This is a genomic window from Geosporobacter ferrireducens (assembly GCF_001750685.1).
Lineage (GTDB): Bacteria > Bacillota > Clostridia > Peptostreptococcales > Thermotaleaceae > Geosporobacter > Geosporobacter ferrireducens.
In genome coordinates, this window is record NZ_CP017269.1 from 4,465,179 (window position 1) to 4,483,524 (window position 18,346).

An 18,346-nucleotide genomic window follows, 5' to 3' on the forward strand; every position below is an offset into this window, starting at 1 on the left:
TATTTCATACAAATATTACACAAAATAATATTAGAAAGATTACGATTCTTAATAAAATTTTAATAGAAAAATTTTTAGATTGTGTTATAATATATGAAATATATAATATTGTAGTAAAAATAAAACCTAGGTAAGAAAGCATCATTGTTCATAAAGCAGGTGATCATATGTCTTTTTCGATGAAAACAAAGAATGAATTGGCTAGGATTATTCCGGAAGACTCCTGTTGTCAGTTGGCTCAATTAGCTGCAATGATTCGAATGAGCGGGACGATTCAGTTGGCGGGATTTCAAAAAGTAAATATTAAGATTGCTACAGAAAACGCAGCTGTAGCGCGCACAATTTTTACGCTTTTGAAAAAATCTTTCGGAATTCATACAGAATTAATGGTGAAAAGGAATAAATTACTGAAGAAGAATAACCATTATATGATGACAATAAACAGTGATGCGGGTGCAAACGATATCCTCAAAACGGTAAAAATACTAAAGTTAAGTGATGAGCAATTTACCATAGAGCACGGAGTACCCTGGGAGCTAATTAAGTCAAGATGCTGTAAAAGAGCTTATTTAAGAGGGGCTTTTTTAGGAGCAGGTTCTGTTAGTGATCCGGAAAAAGCTTATCATTTAGAATTTGTAACAACCAGTGAAGAGCACAGTGAGGATCTAAAAAATCTTATTAATGAATTTGATCTGGGGGCAAAAATCATTCAGAGGAAGCAAAGTTACGTGGTTTACTTGAAAGAAGGAGATCAGATTGTTGATTTGCTGAATATTATGGGTGCCTACTCTGCACTGCTCAACTTGGAAAATATTCGCATCTACAAGCAGGTGCGCAATAATGTAAATCGCATTGTAAACTGTGAGACTGCAAATCTTAGTAAGATTGTTAATGCATCTATACGCCAGATCGAAAATATAGAGTACATCCAAAAAACAGAGGGTTTTCGAATTCTACCTGAAGGACTGCGTGAGATTGCAGAGCTGCGTCTGCATTATCAAGATGCCAGTTTGAAAGAACTTGGCAATATGTTAACGCCACCTGTAGGAAAATCGGGTGTGAATCATAGACTAAGAAAAATAGATAAAATTGCTGAGAAATTAAAGCAGAAAAAGGGGGATATGTAAATGGTGCATCAAGAGGTTACTGTAATAAATAAACTTGGTCTTCATGCAAGACCGGCAGCATTGTTTGTACAGACTGCAAATAAGTTCGCATCAGATATTATGCTTGAAAAAGGTACAAAAAAGATTAATGCAAAAAGTATCATGGGTGTGATGTCTCTCGGTGTTGGAAAGGGAGAAAAAATTATGATTGAAGTAGACGGACCCGATGAGAGTGAAGCTTTAAGTGCTTTGGTCAATCTAATTGAGGTTACACTGGCGAATATGTAAACTGCTCCAATTTGGAGCAGTTTTTTATTGCTAAATAGTAGAAAAGTCCTTGTAATAAATAATAAATATGAAAAGGATTTTTTATTATGATGTCGAAATCTATGTAAATAATAACAATTCATGTAGGTTCTTACAAAATTAATACGAATGATGACAGAATGATGGAGGGCATCATGCGAAAGCTCAAGGTGGATTACATAAAACAGGGAATGATGGTGGCAAAAAATATTTATGATGAAGAGGGGCAGATTTTACTTTCCTCCGGCATGCCTCTAAAGCAATCTTATATCGAAAAACTAAAGGATGCAGGGATAGATGAAATATATATTATGTCAGAAGAGAAAGAAAATACAATTCTTCAAGATGTAATCAGCGAGCAAGCCAGGGTTGAGGCAAAGAAGTTAGTAAGAGAAACTATGGAAAAGGTAAGTGTAGGACAAGCGCTTCAAACGGAAAAAGTATTGGCCATGGTAAATGACCTATTGGAGGAGTTGTTGAGCCAGAAAGATATACTGCTGAATCTGTCGGAAATTAGGACCGTTGATGAATATACCTTTGGACATTCTGTCAATGTATCTGTGCTATCCATTATTACAGGGATTTCTTTGGGATATTCTAGAGAAAACTTGAAAACCTTAGGTGTTGGCGCACTGCTTCACGATATTGGAAAAACACTAGTTCCCTTGGCGATTCTGAATAAGCCCGGGGCATTAACCGCAGAAGAGTATGGCGTTATTCAGCATCATGCTAAGCTGGGTTACGAGGTTTTACGGAAATATCCTCAAGTAGGAGAGGAAGCTGCCTTGATCGCTTTAACCCATCATGAGCGTTACGATGGCATGGGTTATCCCCAGGGGTTAAAGTGTGAAGAAGTTCATGACTATGCCAAAATCGTAGCGATTGCAGATGTGTATGATGCAATGACCTCTGATCGTGTATATAAATCTAAAATCAAGCCGCACCAGGCAATCGAATACTTGATTTCTATGGGGAATCACCAATTCGATTATGAAATTGTCAAAAATTTTACGCGATATGTGGCCAGTTATCCTATTGGAACGATGGTGGTGCTAAGCAATGGATATAGAGGAATTGTTTCAAGTATTGATAAGAACTTTCCACACCGACCGCAGATTCGCTGTCTGTTAGATCCATTAGGCATAAAGTGCAGTGGAAAAAGCATTTTGAATCTGGTAAAACATCCGTCGATTACGATTGTAGATATATTAGAGAATATTGAATAAGTTTGGTATAATAGTAGGTGTGAGAGAACTTTCATACCTATTTTTAGTGTACGGGAGAATAAAGATGACAAAAAATGAACAACTATTAGCGTATATACGAGGTATTGCAGCAGGAACCAAAATTTCAGTCAGGCAAATTGCAAACGATATGGGCGTTAGTGAAGGAACTGCCTATAAAGCCATTAAGGATGCAGAGCTTCTGCAGCTGGTCAGTACCATGCCTAGAGTCGGAACAATCCGTGTGGAAAAGGTAGAGAAAAAAGGAATTCAAAAGCTTACCTTTGCAGAAGTCTTGCATATCGTAGAGGGAACCGTTTTAGGAGGCCATGAAGGCATCTATAAAACCTTTAATAAATTTGTTATCGGAGCTATGGCAATTAATGAGATTAGACGCTATCTTTCAGAAGGGGACATGTTGATTGTAGGCAATCGGGATGATGCGCATAAATTAGCCTTGGACAAAGATTGCGCCGTATTGATTACAGGAGGTTTTTCCTGTAAAGATGAGATCAAGAAAATGGCTAATGAAAAAAAGCTTCCGATCATTTCTACCAGCCATGATACTTTTACAGTAACCTCTATCCTAAATAGAGATATTCATGAACGGTTGATTCGTAAAGAGATTCTTATGGCGGAGGATATTATGCCCAGGGACTTATATTACATCGAGGGAACGCAGAATGTAGGCGATTTGAAAAAAAAGATTCGGGAAACAGGGCATAGTCGTTTTCCAGTAGTGGACAACCATAAACATGTTATCGGTATCGTGACTCCGAGAGATATTGCAGAAGCGCAAGATGATGACTTAATAAAAAATCTTATGACCCAGGAACCTATTACCATATTAAGAGACACTTCTGTAGCTTATATTTCTCATATAATGATTTGGGAAGGAATTGAAATGATTCCACTGGTAGAGGGGAAAAAACTTATTGGTGTAATTACGCGTCAGGATGTGATTCGCGGCTTAAAGTATATCAGAAGTCAGCCTCATTTAGGCGAAACCTTTGAGGATATGCTGCTGGATCATTTTAAGATTGAAGAAACGGAAAATGGAATTCGACTGCTTGGCGATATAACACCTATGATGCTCAATGAATTGGGAATTGCCAGTGCCGGTGTAATGGTTATGCTTATGTCCGCTGCAGGATCCTTTGCAATCAAAAAGGAAAAACAACTGGATAGTGTGATCGACAGCTTCATGGTGTATTTTATCAGACCTTTGCAGATGGAGAATACCATTGAAATCCATGCGGAGATCATCAACATGGGAAGAAAATTTTATAAGGTAGATATATCTGTAAAGCACCAAAAGGAAATTGTCTCTAAAGCCATGATGTCGGCAAAAATACTAAAAAAATAAGAGGGAAGGGAGGTTGTCTATGGGAGAGTTTGTTCATTTGCACGTCCATACAGAATACAGTTTATTAGATGGTTTTGCCAGAATTAGAGATTTAGCCCAAATGGCAAAAAATATGGGTATGAAGGCCATCGCCATTACCGATCATGGCTCGATGTTTGGTGTAATCGACTTCTATAAACAGGCAAAGAAGCATGGTATCAAGCCTATTATTGGCTGTGAGGTATATACTGCAGCGAGAAGGATGAATGATCGGGATCCAGTGAAAGATAAAAATCAAGGGCACCTCGTCTTACTTGCGAAAAATATGATGGGCTATAAGAATATTATGAAGATCGTTTCTTTAGGATATACACAAGGCTTTTATTACAAGCCCCGTATTGATTTTGAGGTTTTGGAAAACTACAGCGAGGGGGTCATTGCTTTGAGTGCCTGCTTGGCTGGCCAGGTACAGAGAGAGCTTTTAAACGGCAACTTCATGGCAGCGAAAGAGACGGCTCTCAGACTGGAGAAAATTTTTGGCAAAGAACATTTTTACTTAGAACTGCAGGATCATGATATAGAGGAACAGAAAACCGTTAACCGGGAATTGATTAAATTAAGTCAAGAGACGGGGATTCCTTTAGTTGCAACAAATGATGTCCATTACCTGAGACAAGAGGATGCGGATAGCCATGATATCCTGCTGTGTATCCAGACGGGAAAAACGGTTCAGGATAAAGACCGATTAAAATTTTCTACCAATGCCTTTTATTTGAAATCACCAGAAGAAATGGAAGCACTCTTTTCCTATGTACCAGAGGCCCTGGAGAACACCGTGAAAATCGCAAATAGTTGCCAAGTGGATTTCGATTTCGACCAAATTCATCTTCCAAAATACGATGTTCCAGAGGCAGAAGAGCCGAAGGACTATCTCTATCGGCTTTGCTATGAAGGCTTGAGAGAACGGTATGGGGAAGGTGCAGACCAACTGAAGGAAAGGTTGGACTATGAGTTGAATACAATCATTGATATGGGATATGTAGAGTATTTCTTGATTGTATGGGATTTTATTCGTTATGCGAAAGAAAATAACATCATGGTAGGTCCGGGAAGAGGATCTGCGGCAGGAAGCATTGTAGCCTACGTGTTGGGAATCACAGATATTGATCCCATCAAATACAATCTAATCTTTGAAAGATTTTTGAATCCTGAGCGAATCAGTATGCCTGATATAGATATTGATTTTTGCTTTGAACGAAGGCAAGAAGTCATTGATTATGTAATTCAGAAGTATGGACAGGAAAAGGTAGCCCAGATTATTACTTTTGGAACCATGGCTGCCAGAGCTGCAATCCGGGATGTAGGGAGGGCAATTAATCTTTCTTATGCAGAGGTAGATGGGATTGCAAAGCAGATTCCTATGCAGTTGGGAATGACTATCGATAAAGCGCTGGAGGTGAATCCATCACTAAAAGCACTATATAAAGAAAATGAGCAGGCGAAATATCTCATAGATGTGGCTAGGGCTCTGGAAGGGATGCCCCGTCATGCCTCAACCCATGCCGCTGGCGTAGTGATCTCCAAGGAAGCTGTGGATGAGTATGTGCCTTTATACATGCATGAGGAGAGTATTACTACCCAGTTCACTATGGGTACATTAGAAGAACTGGGACTTTTAAAAATGGATTTTCTAGGGTTACGGAACCTAACGGTGATCCGAGACGCATTAGATCTGATTGAAAAAAATCACGGGGTGAAAATTGATTTTTCCAACAGCAATTATGATGATCCGAAGGTCTATGAGCTTATCAGCAGAGCAGATACCTTAGGAGTATTCCAGTTGGAAAGTGCTGGGATGCGTCAGTTTATGAAGGATTTAAAGCCGGATAACTTTGAGGATATCATAGCTGGTATTTCCCTCTTTCGACCAGGCCCTATGGAGTCTATTCCCCGATATATACAATACAAAAATAATCCGCATATGATTCAATACCTGCATCCCAAACTGGAACCGATTCTCAATGTGACCTATGGTTGTTTGGTGTATCAAGAGCAGGTAATGCAGGTAGTACGGGATTTGGGAGGTTACAGTTACGGACGCAGTGACCTGGTACGCAGAGCCATGGGAAAGAAAAAGATGGAAGTAATGGAACAAGAGCGTCAGTATTTTATCCATGGAAAAACCGATGAAGCGGGAAACCTAGAAATAGCTGGTTGTATTCGCAATGGGGTCCCGGAGGATGTGGCCAACCGGATTTACGATGAAATGATAGACTTTGCAAAATATGCCTTTAATAAATCCCATGCTGCCGCTTATGCAGTATTAGGATATCAGACGGCCTATTTGAAATGCTACTATCCCGTAGAATTTATGGCGGCACTGCTGACAAGTGTAATGGGAAACACTTCAAAAGTAGCCCAATATATTCAGGACTGTAAAAAGATGGATATGGAGATTCTTCCACCAAGTATAAACGAAAGCGGTCCTAAATTCACTGTAGAGAACGGTAAAATCCGATTTGGCTTGATGGCTGTAAAAAACGTAGGTTTGGGAATTATCGATGCCATTGTACAGGCAAGGCAGGATAAAGGGCGATATGTGAGCTTTATGGATTTTTGCGAGAAAGTCGATTCAAAGGAGGTAAATAAAAGGGCTATTGAAAGCCTGATCCGTTGTGGTGCATTTGACCATATTGGTGCCAACCGTGCCCAACTGCTGGCTATATTTGAAAGAGTTATCGATGGAATTCAGCAAGATCGCCGCAGAAATATTGAAGGACAAGTCTCATTGTTTTCTAACTTTGATGAGGTTTTGCCGGAGACTGTGAAGGAAGATGTATTACCGAATGTAGAAGAATTTCCACAGAAGATGCTGCTGGCTATGGAAAAAGAAACTACAGGCTTATACATTACAGGGCATCCCCTCGCAGAGTTTGAAGAGGAAATTTTACGTCTTTCAACAGTGAATACGGGAGAATTGGTAGAATTAAAGGAAAATGAAGAAAACAGTGATCTGAGGGATGGCGCTTATGTGCGTCTGGCAGGGTTGATCATCCATCGCATCAATAAAACCACAAAGAACAATAAAATAATGGCATTTGTTACATTAGAGGATCTGTACGGTACCGTAGAAGTACTGATCTTTCCAAATGTATATGATAAATCAGCGAATCTCCTTTATGAAGACCAGGCTGTGGTGGTGGAAGGAAGAATTACTATGAAGGAAGAAGAAGAGCCAAAGTTGATTGCAGAGAAAATACTGCCGTTAGTGAAGATGGACCATTCTTATAGCGGCCTCTCCTTAACAATATCGAGGGAGAAGGGACTTCAGGTGATCGAGAGAGTGAAACCTGTACTTCAGCAATGGAAGGGAAATGTACCCGTATATATCTATATCGAGGAACAAAATAAGAAACTTAAAGCCAATGCGGAGCTCTGGGTGGAAATCAACAGCAGCTTGATGGAGGAACTAAGAAAAATTCTTGGAGCTGAGTGTGTAAAAGTCTCATAATTCTGTTATGTACATGAAAAGGAAGGAAAATGAAAATAATATTTAGGAAGAAATTTGATTTCAATCTTTAGATGTATTGAAATTTGACAAAAATTGAATTACAATAATAAGAAAAATCAAGTACTCCAAAAGGGAGGGCCAACTAATGTGGACTGTAGTATATATGGCTCATAACCAAGCAGATGGCGAAAAGATAAAAGAACTGTTGGGCAGTGAAGGATTCTTAGTGAAAATTAGGGCAATTGGAAAAGAAGACGACAGAGTCTATGAAGTTTTGGTTCCCAATGGGGAAGTACAGGAAGCGCATGATGTATTGGTGGATTTAGGATATTAGTGATTATGATATCATAAGGGAAAGCCCCATCAAGGGAGGCTTTCCCTTAAGAAATATGTAGGCACTTATCATAAGTTATTCAACCATGATACAAGGAGGGATACGATGAAAAAAATCGGGGTTCTTACCAGTGGTGGGGATTCGCCGGGAATGAATGCTGCAATTCGGGCAGTCGTTCGAGCAGCTATTTATAATGATCTAAAAGTTGTAGGGATCAAAAGAGGCTATGAAGGTTTGATAAATGGAGACATAGAAAATATGAGCCTATCTTCTGTAGCTGATATCATTCACCGGGGCGGAACAATGCTGCGTACCGCACGTAGCGAAGACTTTAAGACAGAAAAGGGTTTTAGCAAAGCATTAAATGTAATCAATATTTTTGGAATTGATGGTATTGTAGTCATAGGAGGGGATGGATCCTTTAGAGGAGCAGAAAAACTGAGTCAAGCAGGAATTTCAACCATCGGTTTACCGGGAACCATAGACAATGATCTGGCATACACCGATTACACAATTGGATTTGATACGGCCATTAATACCGTATTGAATGCCATCAGCAATATAAGGGATACTTCTACTTCTCATGGAAGGGCAAACATTATCGAGGTAATGGGAAGGCACTGTGGGGATATTGCACTATACGCGGGACTGGCCGGCGGTGCAGAGAGCATTATCGTACCGGAAGAAGAGTTCTCAATCGACGAGATCTGTAAGCGACTCATACAAGGTCGAAATAGAGGAAAACTACATAGTATTATTCTTCTTGCAGAAGGTGTCGTGAAAAATTCCTATGAGGTAGCCAGTGAAATTGAGGAGAAAACCGGTATAGAAACGAAACTAACAATATTAGGACATATTCAGAGAGGTGGAAGTCCAACTGCTTTTGACAGAATACTAGCTAGTCGAATGGCCGGAAAAGCAGTAGAACTAATTCTAGATAATAAGAGCAGCAGAGTAATTGGGATAAAAGGAAATGAAATCATCGACATGGATATATCAGAAGCGTTGACAATCGAAAAGAAGCTAAATCAAGATATATATCGATTAGCTAAAGTACTATCAATATAAAAGGGGGTATTTACTGATGAGAAAAACAAAGATTGTTTGTACAATCGGCCCAGCTAGTGAAAAACATGAAATATTAAAGCAGTTGGTTGAACATGGTATGAATGTAGCAAGATTAAATTTTTCCCATGGCAGCCATGAAGAGCATTTAAAGAGAATAGAAGTGGTTAAGGAAGTAAGAAAAGAGATGAATGCGCCTGTAGCTATCCTCTTAGATACAAAGGGTCCGGAGATAAGAACAGGGAAATTTAAAGACCCTGAAGTTCTGCTGGAACAAGGCAAAGAGTACACGCTAACTACCAGAGATATACTTGGAGATGAAACCATTAGCAATATCAGCTATGAGGGATTGCCAGCAGATGTAGTGCAGGGCAATAGAATCCTTATTGATGATGGTCTTGTAGAACTGGAAGTATTAGAGGTTGTTAACGATACAGATATCCGTTGCCGCATAAATAATTCGGGTACGATTAAGAACCACAAGGGCGTAAATGTTCCCGGGGTTAAAATCAATTTACCTGCTATCACAAAAAAAGATGCAGATGATATCATTTTTGGCATCGAAAATGGTATCGACTTTATTGCTGCCTCCTTTGTGAGAAAGGCACAGGATGTTTATGAGATCCGTAGAATTTTAGAAGAACATAATGCAGCAGACATACAGATCATTTCTAAAATTGAGAATCAAGAAGGCGTGGACAATATTGATGATATTATTGAGGTATCTGACGGCATCATGGTGGCTAGAGGAGATCTAGGGGTAGAGATTCCAACAGAGCAAATCCCCCTTGTTCAGAAAATGATTATAAAGAAATGTAATGCGGTAGGAAAACCGGTTATTACAGCAACTCAAATGCTTGATTCCATGATTCGAAATCCAAGACCGACACGTGCTGAGGTAACGGATGTTGCAAATGCAATTTTTGATGGAACAGACGCCATTATGCTGTCTGGGGAAACGGCGGCAGGGAAATATCCTTTGGAATCAGTAAAAACGATGGCCAATATAGCCAAGACAACTGAGGATTCATTGGATTATCGCGGCATTCTAAGGGAAAAAGGGGTTGGTAAAGAAAAGAGCATCACGGATGCAGTGAGCCATGCAACTTGTACCAGTGCTCAAGATTTGGGTGCATCAGCGATTATTACGTCCACTTCATCAGGCTTTACTGCCAGAATGGTATCTAAATTCAGACCGAAGGCACCGATTATTGCAACAACTACCAGCCATAAAGTTGCACGACAGCTGGTCTTAACGTGGAATACCTATCCTATCGTTACAAAAGAGGGAGAATCTACTGACGAGGTATTTGATTTAGCCATTAAAGAAGCTTTAAAGTATAAGTATATCAAGTGCGGAGATCTTATCGTGATTACTGCCGGCGTCCCTGTAGGTGTGGCAGGTACAACTAATACGATCAAGGTGCAAATCGTAGGAGAGGTACTGCTCAAGGGAATGGGTATCGGAAAAAAATCCGCCATCGGGAAAGTGTGTATCGTAAAAGATGCAGAAGAAGCAGCAGTCAAGTTTGAAGAGGGCAGTATACTTGTAACAACAGCTACAGACAGTGATATGGTTCCATATATGGAGAAAGCAGCCGGTATTATTGTTGAAGAAGGCGGATTGACTTCTCATGCTGCTATTGTAGGCTTGCATTTAGGAAAACCTACGATTGTTGGAGCGACTGACGCAACATCGATATTAAAAGATGGTGGAACTATTACGTTAGATAGTATTAGGGGACTAGCGTACAGGGGAAAAGCAAACGTATTATAGCATAAAAAAATAACCGAAGGATGCTTCGGTTATTTTTTTATCTATGAAATGAAGGGAAAACAAATTGATATGAAGAATAATGATTAGACATACTATTATTGACTAGGAATAAGGAGGATTTTTGATGCATATCAATGATGCAAGAATTCGCGTTCGATATCAGGAAACAGACCAGATGGGCGTTGTGTATCATGGAAACTACTATACATGGTTTGAAGTAGGGAGAGCTGAGTTTTTTAGATCTTTAGGATATACATATAAAAAACTGGAGGAAGAAGGCATCATTATGCCTGTTATTGAAAGTCAGTGCTTCTATAGAGCTTCAGCTAAATATGATGATGAGATATTGGTTCGTACAAAGATTCGCGCTTTAAAAGGTGTAAGATTGCAGTTTGCTTATCAAATTATTCGAAAGTTAGACGAAGAAATTTTAGCTGAGGGAAAAACGGTGCATGCCTTTGTTGACAAACAGTTGAAACCTGTTAATTTTAAAAAAGTAAATTCGAGCATGTGGAAGTTGCTGCAAGAATGTACAGAGGAGTGATAAAAAATGTTCATGCGTTTATTGCTGCTGTTTACCTTAGTCCCTTTGGCGGAGTTGTTCATTCTATTAAAACTGAATAAATATATCGGCCTAGGATATACTTTTGGTATTGTGATTCTAACGGGAATTGTAGGAGCTTATCTCGCAAAGTCGCAAGGGCGGCAAATATGGTTTCGCTTGCGTTACGAAATGGGAGAGGGAAGAATGCCGGGAGATGAGTTGATTAATGGGTTATGTGTATTGGTTGGCGGGGCAATGCTTCTGACACCGGGAATTTTGACCGACAGCTTGGGCTTTATACTTGTTATACCGGGAACGCGAGAGTTAGCAAAAGCGCTCATAAAAAGGAAGCTGGAGCAGATGATGGCGAATGGAAATAATACAATTTATTTCAAAAGATTTTAGACGAAAAAAATTTCCAGTATTTTAACGATTTTTAGCTGGTATAAAATTCAATTTTATGTATAATAATCTATAATAGCTTTTTGATATTTGAAAAATAGGTGATAACTGATTCTTCTATTTATTATTCTTGAATGGCACATGCTACAGGTGCCTAATTTTTTTGCATAAAATAAGACTTGAGGATAGACCCCTCAAGTCCTATGAAATAGAATGTTTATGTGTAGATTGTAAATATATCTTTTGATGAAGACTGGTTTTTGTAGGGGCAGGCCTTGTGTCTGCCCGTTATGACGAGTTTGATAGATAAACATCCAACAACTATCTTTCAGGATTGATAAACAGAGGTCTTTTTATTGCCTGGGAAAGGCTGATGCCGGCAAAGGAATCTACAGCATTTCCTTCAACTTTGATTTGTACCTTGTCAATACCGTCAATACTGGTAAAGCTATAGAGAATTGCATCGATTATCATTCTTTGTAGATCTGTACGGCTTGGATGTGCATCTAAAAATTCTTTACTTAAGTTTAGGGCTAAAACCTTATTATGAACAGCAAAGTCAAGAAGCTCTATTTGACTTGGGAGCACTGCCTTTAGGTTTATTGCAGCAGTGCCTTGTACTTCAGCCGTTTTTAGTCCTGTAAAAACTTCCTGAACCAGCGTATCTCTGTCTTTAGACTGCATGCGATAAGGGACTAGCAGCATTCGATCTTTTTGATTGTCATAGGCTAAATATATCTTTGGTGCTTTATCCGCTGTGAATATGGTTCGAGTACCTACGCCGTGGAACAATTCATCGGATTCTTTGCCATCCACTAGGAACTTTATCCGGTTGATGCCGGAAACAGCCGTTAATGATTGAATAATGCCGTCACTGGCAAGACTTGCAACGCTGGAACCTTGAGCAGCCTGCACTGCATCAGCGGTCCAGTTGACGGTAAGGAGATCTTTTGTGACACTAAGCTTTTTTACTTCCGGCACCGGTAAGCCAGTTAGGCCTAAAGCTGGATCAGGACCCGTACGCAATTGATCGATCACCGTGCGCAAGACAGCACGATCATAAGGAACTACACGGGTTACTGGGATAAGGTACTGATAGTCTGAATCGGTAAAGCCTAAATGAAGGGCCATCGTACCTTGGGCGATGCTGTTGGAAGCCGGGATGTATTTTGCAATAGAAACATAGGATACATTCAATATAAAAGGTTTTGCTTTTTTGAGCTCCTGGGCCAGTGAGCGAATATGGAAAACATAATTTCCATTAGGAAGATTAAGCTTTTGCTGTGATATGTCCAGGGTGTATTCCAAATTTTCTTCAACGGCGCTGGATAACTCATTTGTTTCTATTATGAGATCGTTGCCGTTAATGTTGGCAATTTGCTGATTATCTTGAAAAACTTCTAAAAGGAGCCTTTGATCGCCTTCGTAAGTTAACTCCATAGGGGTTATACCATGGATCTCAAGTTGAATTGTCGAAGGATTTTCCAAGCTATCGGTATTCAAATTAGTAACATATGATATACTTGTATTCGTAGATGGGAGTGGCAGAGAGAAGTCAAATGCATCTACATTTACAGGGATACCGGAAGCAGTAATACAAATAATAAAGACGAGAAACAGATTAAAGATTGACCTTAGCATGTAATCACTCCTTTGTCCATTGGAGCTTGTCTCACAAGCACCCTTATTTACATTATAAGGCATAAAAGCAAAAGGGAAAAGTATTACCCTTTAACATATTTAACCAATAACAGATAATATGGAGCAAAAATCTAAGGGCTTCGACAGCATCACAAGATGAATAAATGAGGTGGAATACATATGATGAATGAAATACTAAAAAAGAACGAAAAACACCTGATTACGATAGAAGATATTGGCCATAACGGAGAAGGAATCGGCCGTATTGCGGGAATGACCGTGTTTGTGGTGGATGGTGTACCGGGAGATCTTTTAAAGATAAAGATCGAGGAAGTGAAAAAGAACTATGCTGCCGGAAGGATCATCAAGATTGTAAATCCTTCAGAAAACAGAGTTCAACCCATCTGCCCCATCGCAGAAGTTTGCGGGGGCTGCCAAATCCAGCAGATTGATTATGCTGCGCAGCTGCAGCTTAAAACTAATCGGGTACGCGCGAATATTGAAAGGATCGGAAAACTGGAGAATGTGATTATACATAATACATTAGGCATGAAGTCGCCGGCCCGTTACCGGAATAAAGCCCAGTTTCCTGTAGGAAGATCAGGAGCGCAGGCGATCATTGGTTTCTATAAAAAAGGAAGTCATGAGATTGTTGATACAGAGAGCTGTCATATCCAGCATGAAATCAATGATCAGTTGATAGCCATTATAAAAACTTATATTGTAGAACATCAGGTTTCTACCTATGACGAAAAAACTGGCCACGGTCTGCTGCGCCACGTTCTTACAAAGGTGGGCTTCTCTACAGGTGAAATTATGGTTATTTTAGTGACTAACGGAAGAGAATTGCCCGGAAAAGAGGCGTTAATTAAGGATCTAACTGCAAAAATACCAGGACTCAAAAGTGTTGTGCAAAACATAAATACCAAGAAGGGCAATACCATTTTAGGCAGAGAATGCATCACTCTCTATGGCAGTGATCAGATTGTAGATACATTGGGAGGATTGAGGTTTAATATTTCGCCTTTGTCCTTCTTCCAGGTCAATCCTATGCAGACTGAGGTGCTCTATGGAAAGGCGCTGGAGTATGCAGGACTGACGGGCAAGGAAACTGTCTTTGACGTCTATTGCGGGATTGGGACAATCTCATTGTTTTTGGCGAAGAAGGCCAAGCATGTCTATGGAATAGAAGTGGTGGAGGCAGCCATCGAAGATGCGAAAGAAAATGCCCGAATCAATGATATTGAAAATGTGACCTTTTATGCAGGTGAGGCGGAAGAAGTCGTGCCAAAGCTTTATAGGGAGGGCATACAAGCTGATGTGGTAGTGGTAGATCCTCCGAGAAAGGGCTGCGATGAAAAGGTGTTGGATACGATTGTAAAGATGAATCCACAAAGAGTGGTGTATGTATCCTGCAATCCTGCCACCCTAGCAAGGGATCTGAGGTATCTGGAGGATCGGGGATATCATACAGTTGAAGTACAGCCAGTGGATATGTTTCCGCATACATCGCACGTTGAGTGCGTAATAATGATGACGTATTGTGGTTCTAAAGGAAAATAAGGCAGGTATACCACAACATGTAGTGGTTTTGAAGCTAAAAATGAGCAAAAATTAGGGTCAAAAACTGCATTTTTTAACCCTGTTTTTTGGGGCGTTTCATAGATGACATTCGGTATTTCAGAGTCCATGCTTGAATTTCCCATAGCTGGACAATAAAATGATAAAGGATAGTATAGAACACATAAATAAACAGGGAATTTATCAAATGGTTGAACAGAACAACAATACTATTAATTTATGTTGAGGTAAAAGATGGATGATAAAACAATTATTCATTTTGGGCTAACTATGTCATTAAGAACTCGTGGTTACAAATTAACCCGTGAGAATTATGCTATTATTTCAAATAAGAGTACACATGGAAAAAATATGATATATATACAGGCACTGAAAAGGAACGATGAGAAACTTATAAAGGCTTATTCTGAGATTTATGCTGATAAAGAAGGGCTTATTTATAGAGATGATTGGTGTAAAAAGCATTTAATCGAAGTTGTGCAGAATTTTGACCTCAATATGAATTTCTTTGAGAGATTGGACCATGTTAAGTTTGAGGATGAAGTAGCACAATTTCTTAAGAAAGCTAGGTTTTTTGAAATTACAGACTTGAGCGAATATTCCTGCCCGGGATATTATGTAATGATTCTTGATAAATATTGTCAACTTTATGTTGGAACTACGGGAGATATTAAGAATAGAATCAGACAGCATTGGGCGGGAGGTAAGTTGAAATTTGACAGGTTGATATGCGGCCAAATTACTAAGTCAAAGTTATCTATTGATAGTTTTAGAGCATTGGATACGACAAGAATACTTGTTTATCCAACTGATGATATATATTGTAAAGAAGATGAATTTATTAATTGTTTTTCAAATGAATTTGTATGTAATAGAATAGGTGGAGTAAACATGGAATTTGGTGTATTAAGTGCTTCGGCAAATATGAAAACAAGGGACTTAGAATAAACAAATTTCAATTCATCGATGATTTGATGAGGATAGAGGTGACACAATGGCAAAGTTAGGAGTGATTACAATAAGTTTGATTGATATGATGCCCGATGAAGTAAAGAAAAAATTGCACCGGAAAACGTATAATGAAAACGAAACGATTCTTTTCGCAGAGAACGAAAACAATTATGTTTATTTTTTGATTGAGGGAAAAGCCGAAGCCTATGTACCGAATCTGCAAGGCTCCTCTGCAACTATACATCTTTATGAACCTGGAAGTTTTTTTGGCGAGTTGGAACAATTCTATGTTGGTAGGAAGCCAGTTGAGATTTCTGCTATGACGCCCTGTGTTGCGTATGCGCTTCACAGGGAGGACTTCTTTGACTGGATGAAAAAAGACTTTGAAGTTACAAAGTTTATAATAAAGGAAATTGCATATAAGCTAATCATAAATAGTGAATACATCGAGGAAGTTTCGCTTTTAACAGTCAAGGAGCGACTGATGCGCTGTGTGGCTACCCACTATCGCCGGGGAGATATAGACAAGCTCACCAAGGAGCAGATAACAAAGGAAACTAAAGCTCCAATGAGAAGTATCAATCGGGCGATAGCGGAGTGTGATAGGCAAGGGATATTGTCTTATAAAAATCAAGAACTAATAATCTTGGACACAACAAAATTACAAATATATCTACGTTAAATGCCAAACCACCCAATAAGTCCATTCCTGGGTGCATGGATTTATTGGGTGGTTTGCTTTAGCATCTGATGTTAGTTGATCAAGCTGTACATACAGGCATCAAAAAACTGTCCGTTCTTAAATACAGATTTTCTCAACACGCCTTCCATTACAAAACCGCATTTTTCTAAGACTTTGCAGGAGCCTTTATTATAAGCGTAAACTGCCGCATATACTCTCGCAAGATTGAGTTCTTCATATGCGAAGCGGCACATTTCTTTGACGGCATCGGTGACAATCCCTTTGCCCCAATACTCTTCGGCTAACCAATAGCCGATTTCTGCGCTCTTTGCGTAAACATCTTCTCCCAATGTTAGGCCGATACCACCAATAGCTTGATTCTCATAAAAGATGGCACGGTTAATTTGCTTATTCTCTGGGGTATTCATACAAAACTCTATAAATTGCCGTGCATTTTCTTCTGTATAGGGGTGCGGGAAAATATCACGCAGGTTGTCTGCGATTTTTTTGTTATTGGCGAATCTGATCAAATCACTGACATAATTGTAAGACCATTTTTTTAATTCCATCGTCCTCCTCCTCTCTCATTCACTAAACAAAAGAAGCCGATCTAAGCCGATTCCGCTTATCAAACATCGTTCTTTTTTGCTTCCGAGCATTTGGCAAATCCAATCAACAAATCCGCCATCACCAATCATCATTTTTTCATGCTCAGTTTCCATGTATATCTGAAAATTGATGCCTTGATAATACTTGTTGTCTACATCGTCATAATCAAAGGAAAGCGGCGTATCAGGAAATGCTGTTTGTACAACCGTAGTCATTTTGTCAAAAAAGCCATCGCCGTCTGTGTATCCGCCTCTTTTCCGTAAAACAATGGATAGCTTTGCATTGAAGTGCTCTTGAAGCAACTCTTTGTAAAAATTCAAGTGCTTCTTGAGTAGCTCTTTCTCACAGGCATAAGACCCTATATCTTTCCCCGAAGACACCATGCAAAAAAGACCGAAATGGGCAAAAAAACCTTTACCTGAAAGCGCTTGTGCCCGAACAGCTCTTGCGGTTGTAGCATAATGCAAAGGGGGCGTATTACTCTCCGTCTTACGCTTTAGTCTGTCAGCAATAATGATAGCCATCATATTAGAGGGGTCGGACAGTGTTTCCGTACCGCGCAATGCGCTTACAACATTGTATTGGTCTACGCAACCAAAAACGCTACAACTGCCAAAGGGCGCAGAGGGCGAAAGCAGAACAGTTTGCATATCCATTTTCTGTGCCGCGGTCAATAGCTGTGTTTCTAGAGCATGGAATTTGGCAGGGTCAATATCACTGGGGGTAGAGAAACGGTTAACTTGATACGCCTTTAAGACATCCACAGGGGTAAACTTATCCGTTTGCTTTTCAAACAGTTCTAACAACAGCGAATTTAAGTCTGCCTTTGAAAGAGAAAGAAGTTTATCTATTATTTTTTGATCGCCAATTTGCACCAGAATTCTATCTAAAATTGTACTCATGGACACCACCTCCATTACTGATTTTAATTTATATATCCTAATTATAGCCCTGGTAGGTACGTTTATAAAGGTCAACTGACCAAAGTATCATCAGGATATATTATTTGTTCCTCCACTAAGCAAGGATAAATTCAAAGATAGCGGAGTCACATAACTCTGGTCTTTGTTTTTATATAACCCCAAAACAGTTTAATAATTGCTGCCAATAGGCAGAAGCACATGAGGCTATGTTTTTCTTTTTTGAGAAGCATAGCCTCTTTTTTATTGCCCGATGTGGCGCAAAAAGAAATGGAGGAGATCAAAATGGCAAACGAAACAATGCGTATCTTTTTCCCGCTGAAGGTCGTCAGCTATCCTCAGTGACAGA

At 39.5% G+C, this 18,346-nt stretch carries 16 protein-coding genes; 13 read left to right on the top strand and 3 right to left on the bottom strand.

Annotated features, from left to right (window positions below; genetic code table 11):
* The first annotated feature begins 167 nt into the window (after positions 1-167).
* The 10 genes from whiA to Gferi_RS20975 all read left to right on the top strand — a co-directional run bounded on the left by whiA (position 168) and on the right by Gferi_RS20975 (position 11,616).
* Positions 168-1,127: a DNA-binding protein WhiA gene (gene whiA / locus Gferi_RS20930; RefSeq protein WP_069979962.1), complete on the top strand. Its 960-nt coding sequence runs from the start codon at positions 168-170 to the stop codon at positions 1,125-1,127.
* Positions 1,128-1,394 carry an HPr family phosphocarrier protein gene (locus tag Gferi_RS20935; protein WP_069979964.1) on the top strand — a complete coding sequence of 89 codons (267 nt, stop codon included), beginning with the start codon at positions 1,128-1,130 and terminating at the stop codon, positions 1,392-1,394. It begins immediately after the preceding gene.
* 173 nt (positions 1,395-1,567) lie between these two features.
* Positions 1,568-2,638: an HD-GYP domain-containing protein gene (locus Gferi_RS20940; protein WP_069979965.1), complete on the top strand. Its 1,071-nt coding sequence runs from the start codon at positions 1,568-1,570 to the stop codon at positions 2,636-2,638.
* Positions 2,639-2,702: 64 nt separating this feature from the next.
* On the top strand, positions 2,703-4,001 hold the full coding sequence (locus tag Gferi_RS20945; protein WP_069979967.1) for a DRTGG domain-containing protein: 1,299 nt from the start codon (positions 2,703-2,705) through the stop codon (positions 3,999-4,001).
* Positions 4,002-4,020: 19 nt separating this feature from the next.
* Positions 4,021-7,491, top strand: a complete 3,471-nt coding sequence (locus tag Gferi_RS20950; protein ID WP_069979969.1) for a DNA polymerase III subunit alpha — start codon at positions 4,021-4,023, stop codon at positions 7,489-7,491.
* A 145-nt stretch (positions 7,492-7,636) separates the two neighbouring features.
* On the top strand, positions 7,637-7,825 hold the full coding sequence (locus Gferi_RS20955) for a hypothetical protein (RefSeq protein ID WP_069979971.1): 189 nt from the start codon (positions 7,637-7,639) through the stop codon (positions 7,823-7,825).
* 105 nt (positions 7,826-7,930) lie between these two features.
* The gene (pfkA, locus tag Gferi_RS20960; RefSeq protein WP_069979973.1) at positions 7,931-8,893 is read left to right on the top strand and encodes a 6-phosphofructokinase; all 963 of its coding nucleotides are present in this window, start codon (positions 7,931-7,933) and stop codon (positions 8,891-8,893) included.
* A gap of 16 nt (positions 8,894-8,909) precedes the next feature.
* A complete protein-coding gene (gene pyk / locus Gferi_RS20965; RefSeq protein WP_069979977.1) occupies positions 8,910-10,667 on the top strand; it encodes a pyruvate kinase in 1,758 nt (585 codons plus the stop codon).
* A gap of 124 nt (positions 10,668-10,791) precedes the next feature.
* Positions 10,792-11,211 (top strand): acyl-CoA thioesterase, encoded by a 420-nt coding sequence (locus tag Gferi_RS20970; protein WP_069979978.1) that lies wholly within the window; start codon positions 10,792-10,794, stop codon positions 11,209-11,211.
* A gap of 6 nt (positions 11,212-11,217) precedes the next feature.
* The gene (locus tag Gferi_RS20975; RefSeq protein WP_069979980.1) at positions 11,218-11,616 is read left to right on the top strand and encodes an FxsA family protein; all 399 of its coding nucleotides are present in this window, start codon (positions 11,218-11,220) and stop codon (positions 11,614-11,616) included.
* A 318-nt stretch (positions 11,617-11,934) separates the two neighbouring features.
* On the opposite strand, the gene Gferi_RS20980 is transcribed toward Gferi_RS20975, so the two are convergent.
* The gene (locus Gferi_RS20980; protein WP_069979982.1) at positions 11,935-13,254 is read right to left on the bottom strand and encodes a GerMN domain-containing protein; all 1,320 of its coding nucleotides are present in this window, start codon (positions 13,252-13,254) and stop codon (positions 11,935-11,937) included.
* A gap of 192 nt (positions 13,255-13,446) precedes the next feature.
* On the opposite strand from Gferi_RS20980, the gene rlmD reads away from it, so the two are divergent.
* The 3 genes from rlmD to Gferi_RS20995 all read left to right on the top strand — a co-directional run bounded on the left by rlmD (position 13,447) and on the right by Gferi_RS20995 (position 16,468).
* Positions 13,447-14,817 (top strand): 23S rRNA (uracil(1939)-C(5))-methyltransferase RlmD, encoded by a 1,371-nt coding sequence (rlmD, locus tag Gferi_RS20985; RefSeq protein ID WP_408607515.1) that lies wholly within the window; start codon positions 13,447-13,449, stop codon positions 14,815-14,817.
* 252 nt (positions 14,818-15,069) lie between these two features.
* The gene (locus tag Gferi_RS20990) at positions 15,070-15,783 is read left to right on the top strand and encodes a hypothetical protein (protein WP_069979984.1); all 714 of its coding nucleotides are present in this window, start codon (positions 15,070-15,072) and stop codon (positions 15,781-15,783) included.
* A gap of 46 nt (positions 15,784-15,829) precedes the next feature.
* Positions 15,830-16,468 (top strand): Crp/Fnr family transcriptional regulator, encoded by a 639-nt coding sequence (locus tag Gferi_RS20995; RefSeq protein ID WP_069979986.1) that lies wholly within the window; start codon positions 15,830-15,832, stop codon positions 16,466-16,468.
* Positions 16,469-16,539: 71 nt separating this feature from the next.
* Here Gferi_RS20995 and Gferi_RS21000 read toward each other — a convergent pair whose 3' ends face one another.
* Together Gferi_RS21000 and Gferi_RS21005 are read right to left on the bottom strand one after the other, a co-directional pair.
* On the bottom strand, positions 16,540-17,037 hold the full coding sequence (locus Gferi_RS21000) for a GNAT family N-acetyltransferase (RefSeq protein ID WP_069979988.1): 498 nt from the start codon (positions 17,035-17,037) through the stop codon (positions 16,540-16,542).
* Between the two features lie 15 nt (positions 17,038-17,052).
* Positions 17,053-17,979 carry a hypothetical protein gene (locus tag Gferi_RS21005; protein ID WP_069979990.1) on the bottom strand — a complete coding sequence of 309 codons (927 nt, stop codon included), beginning with the start codon at positions 17,977-17,979 and terminating at the stop codon, positions 17,053-17,055.
* Positions 17,980-18,346 lie beyond the last annotated feature (367 nt).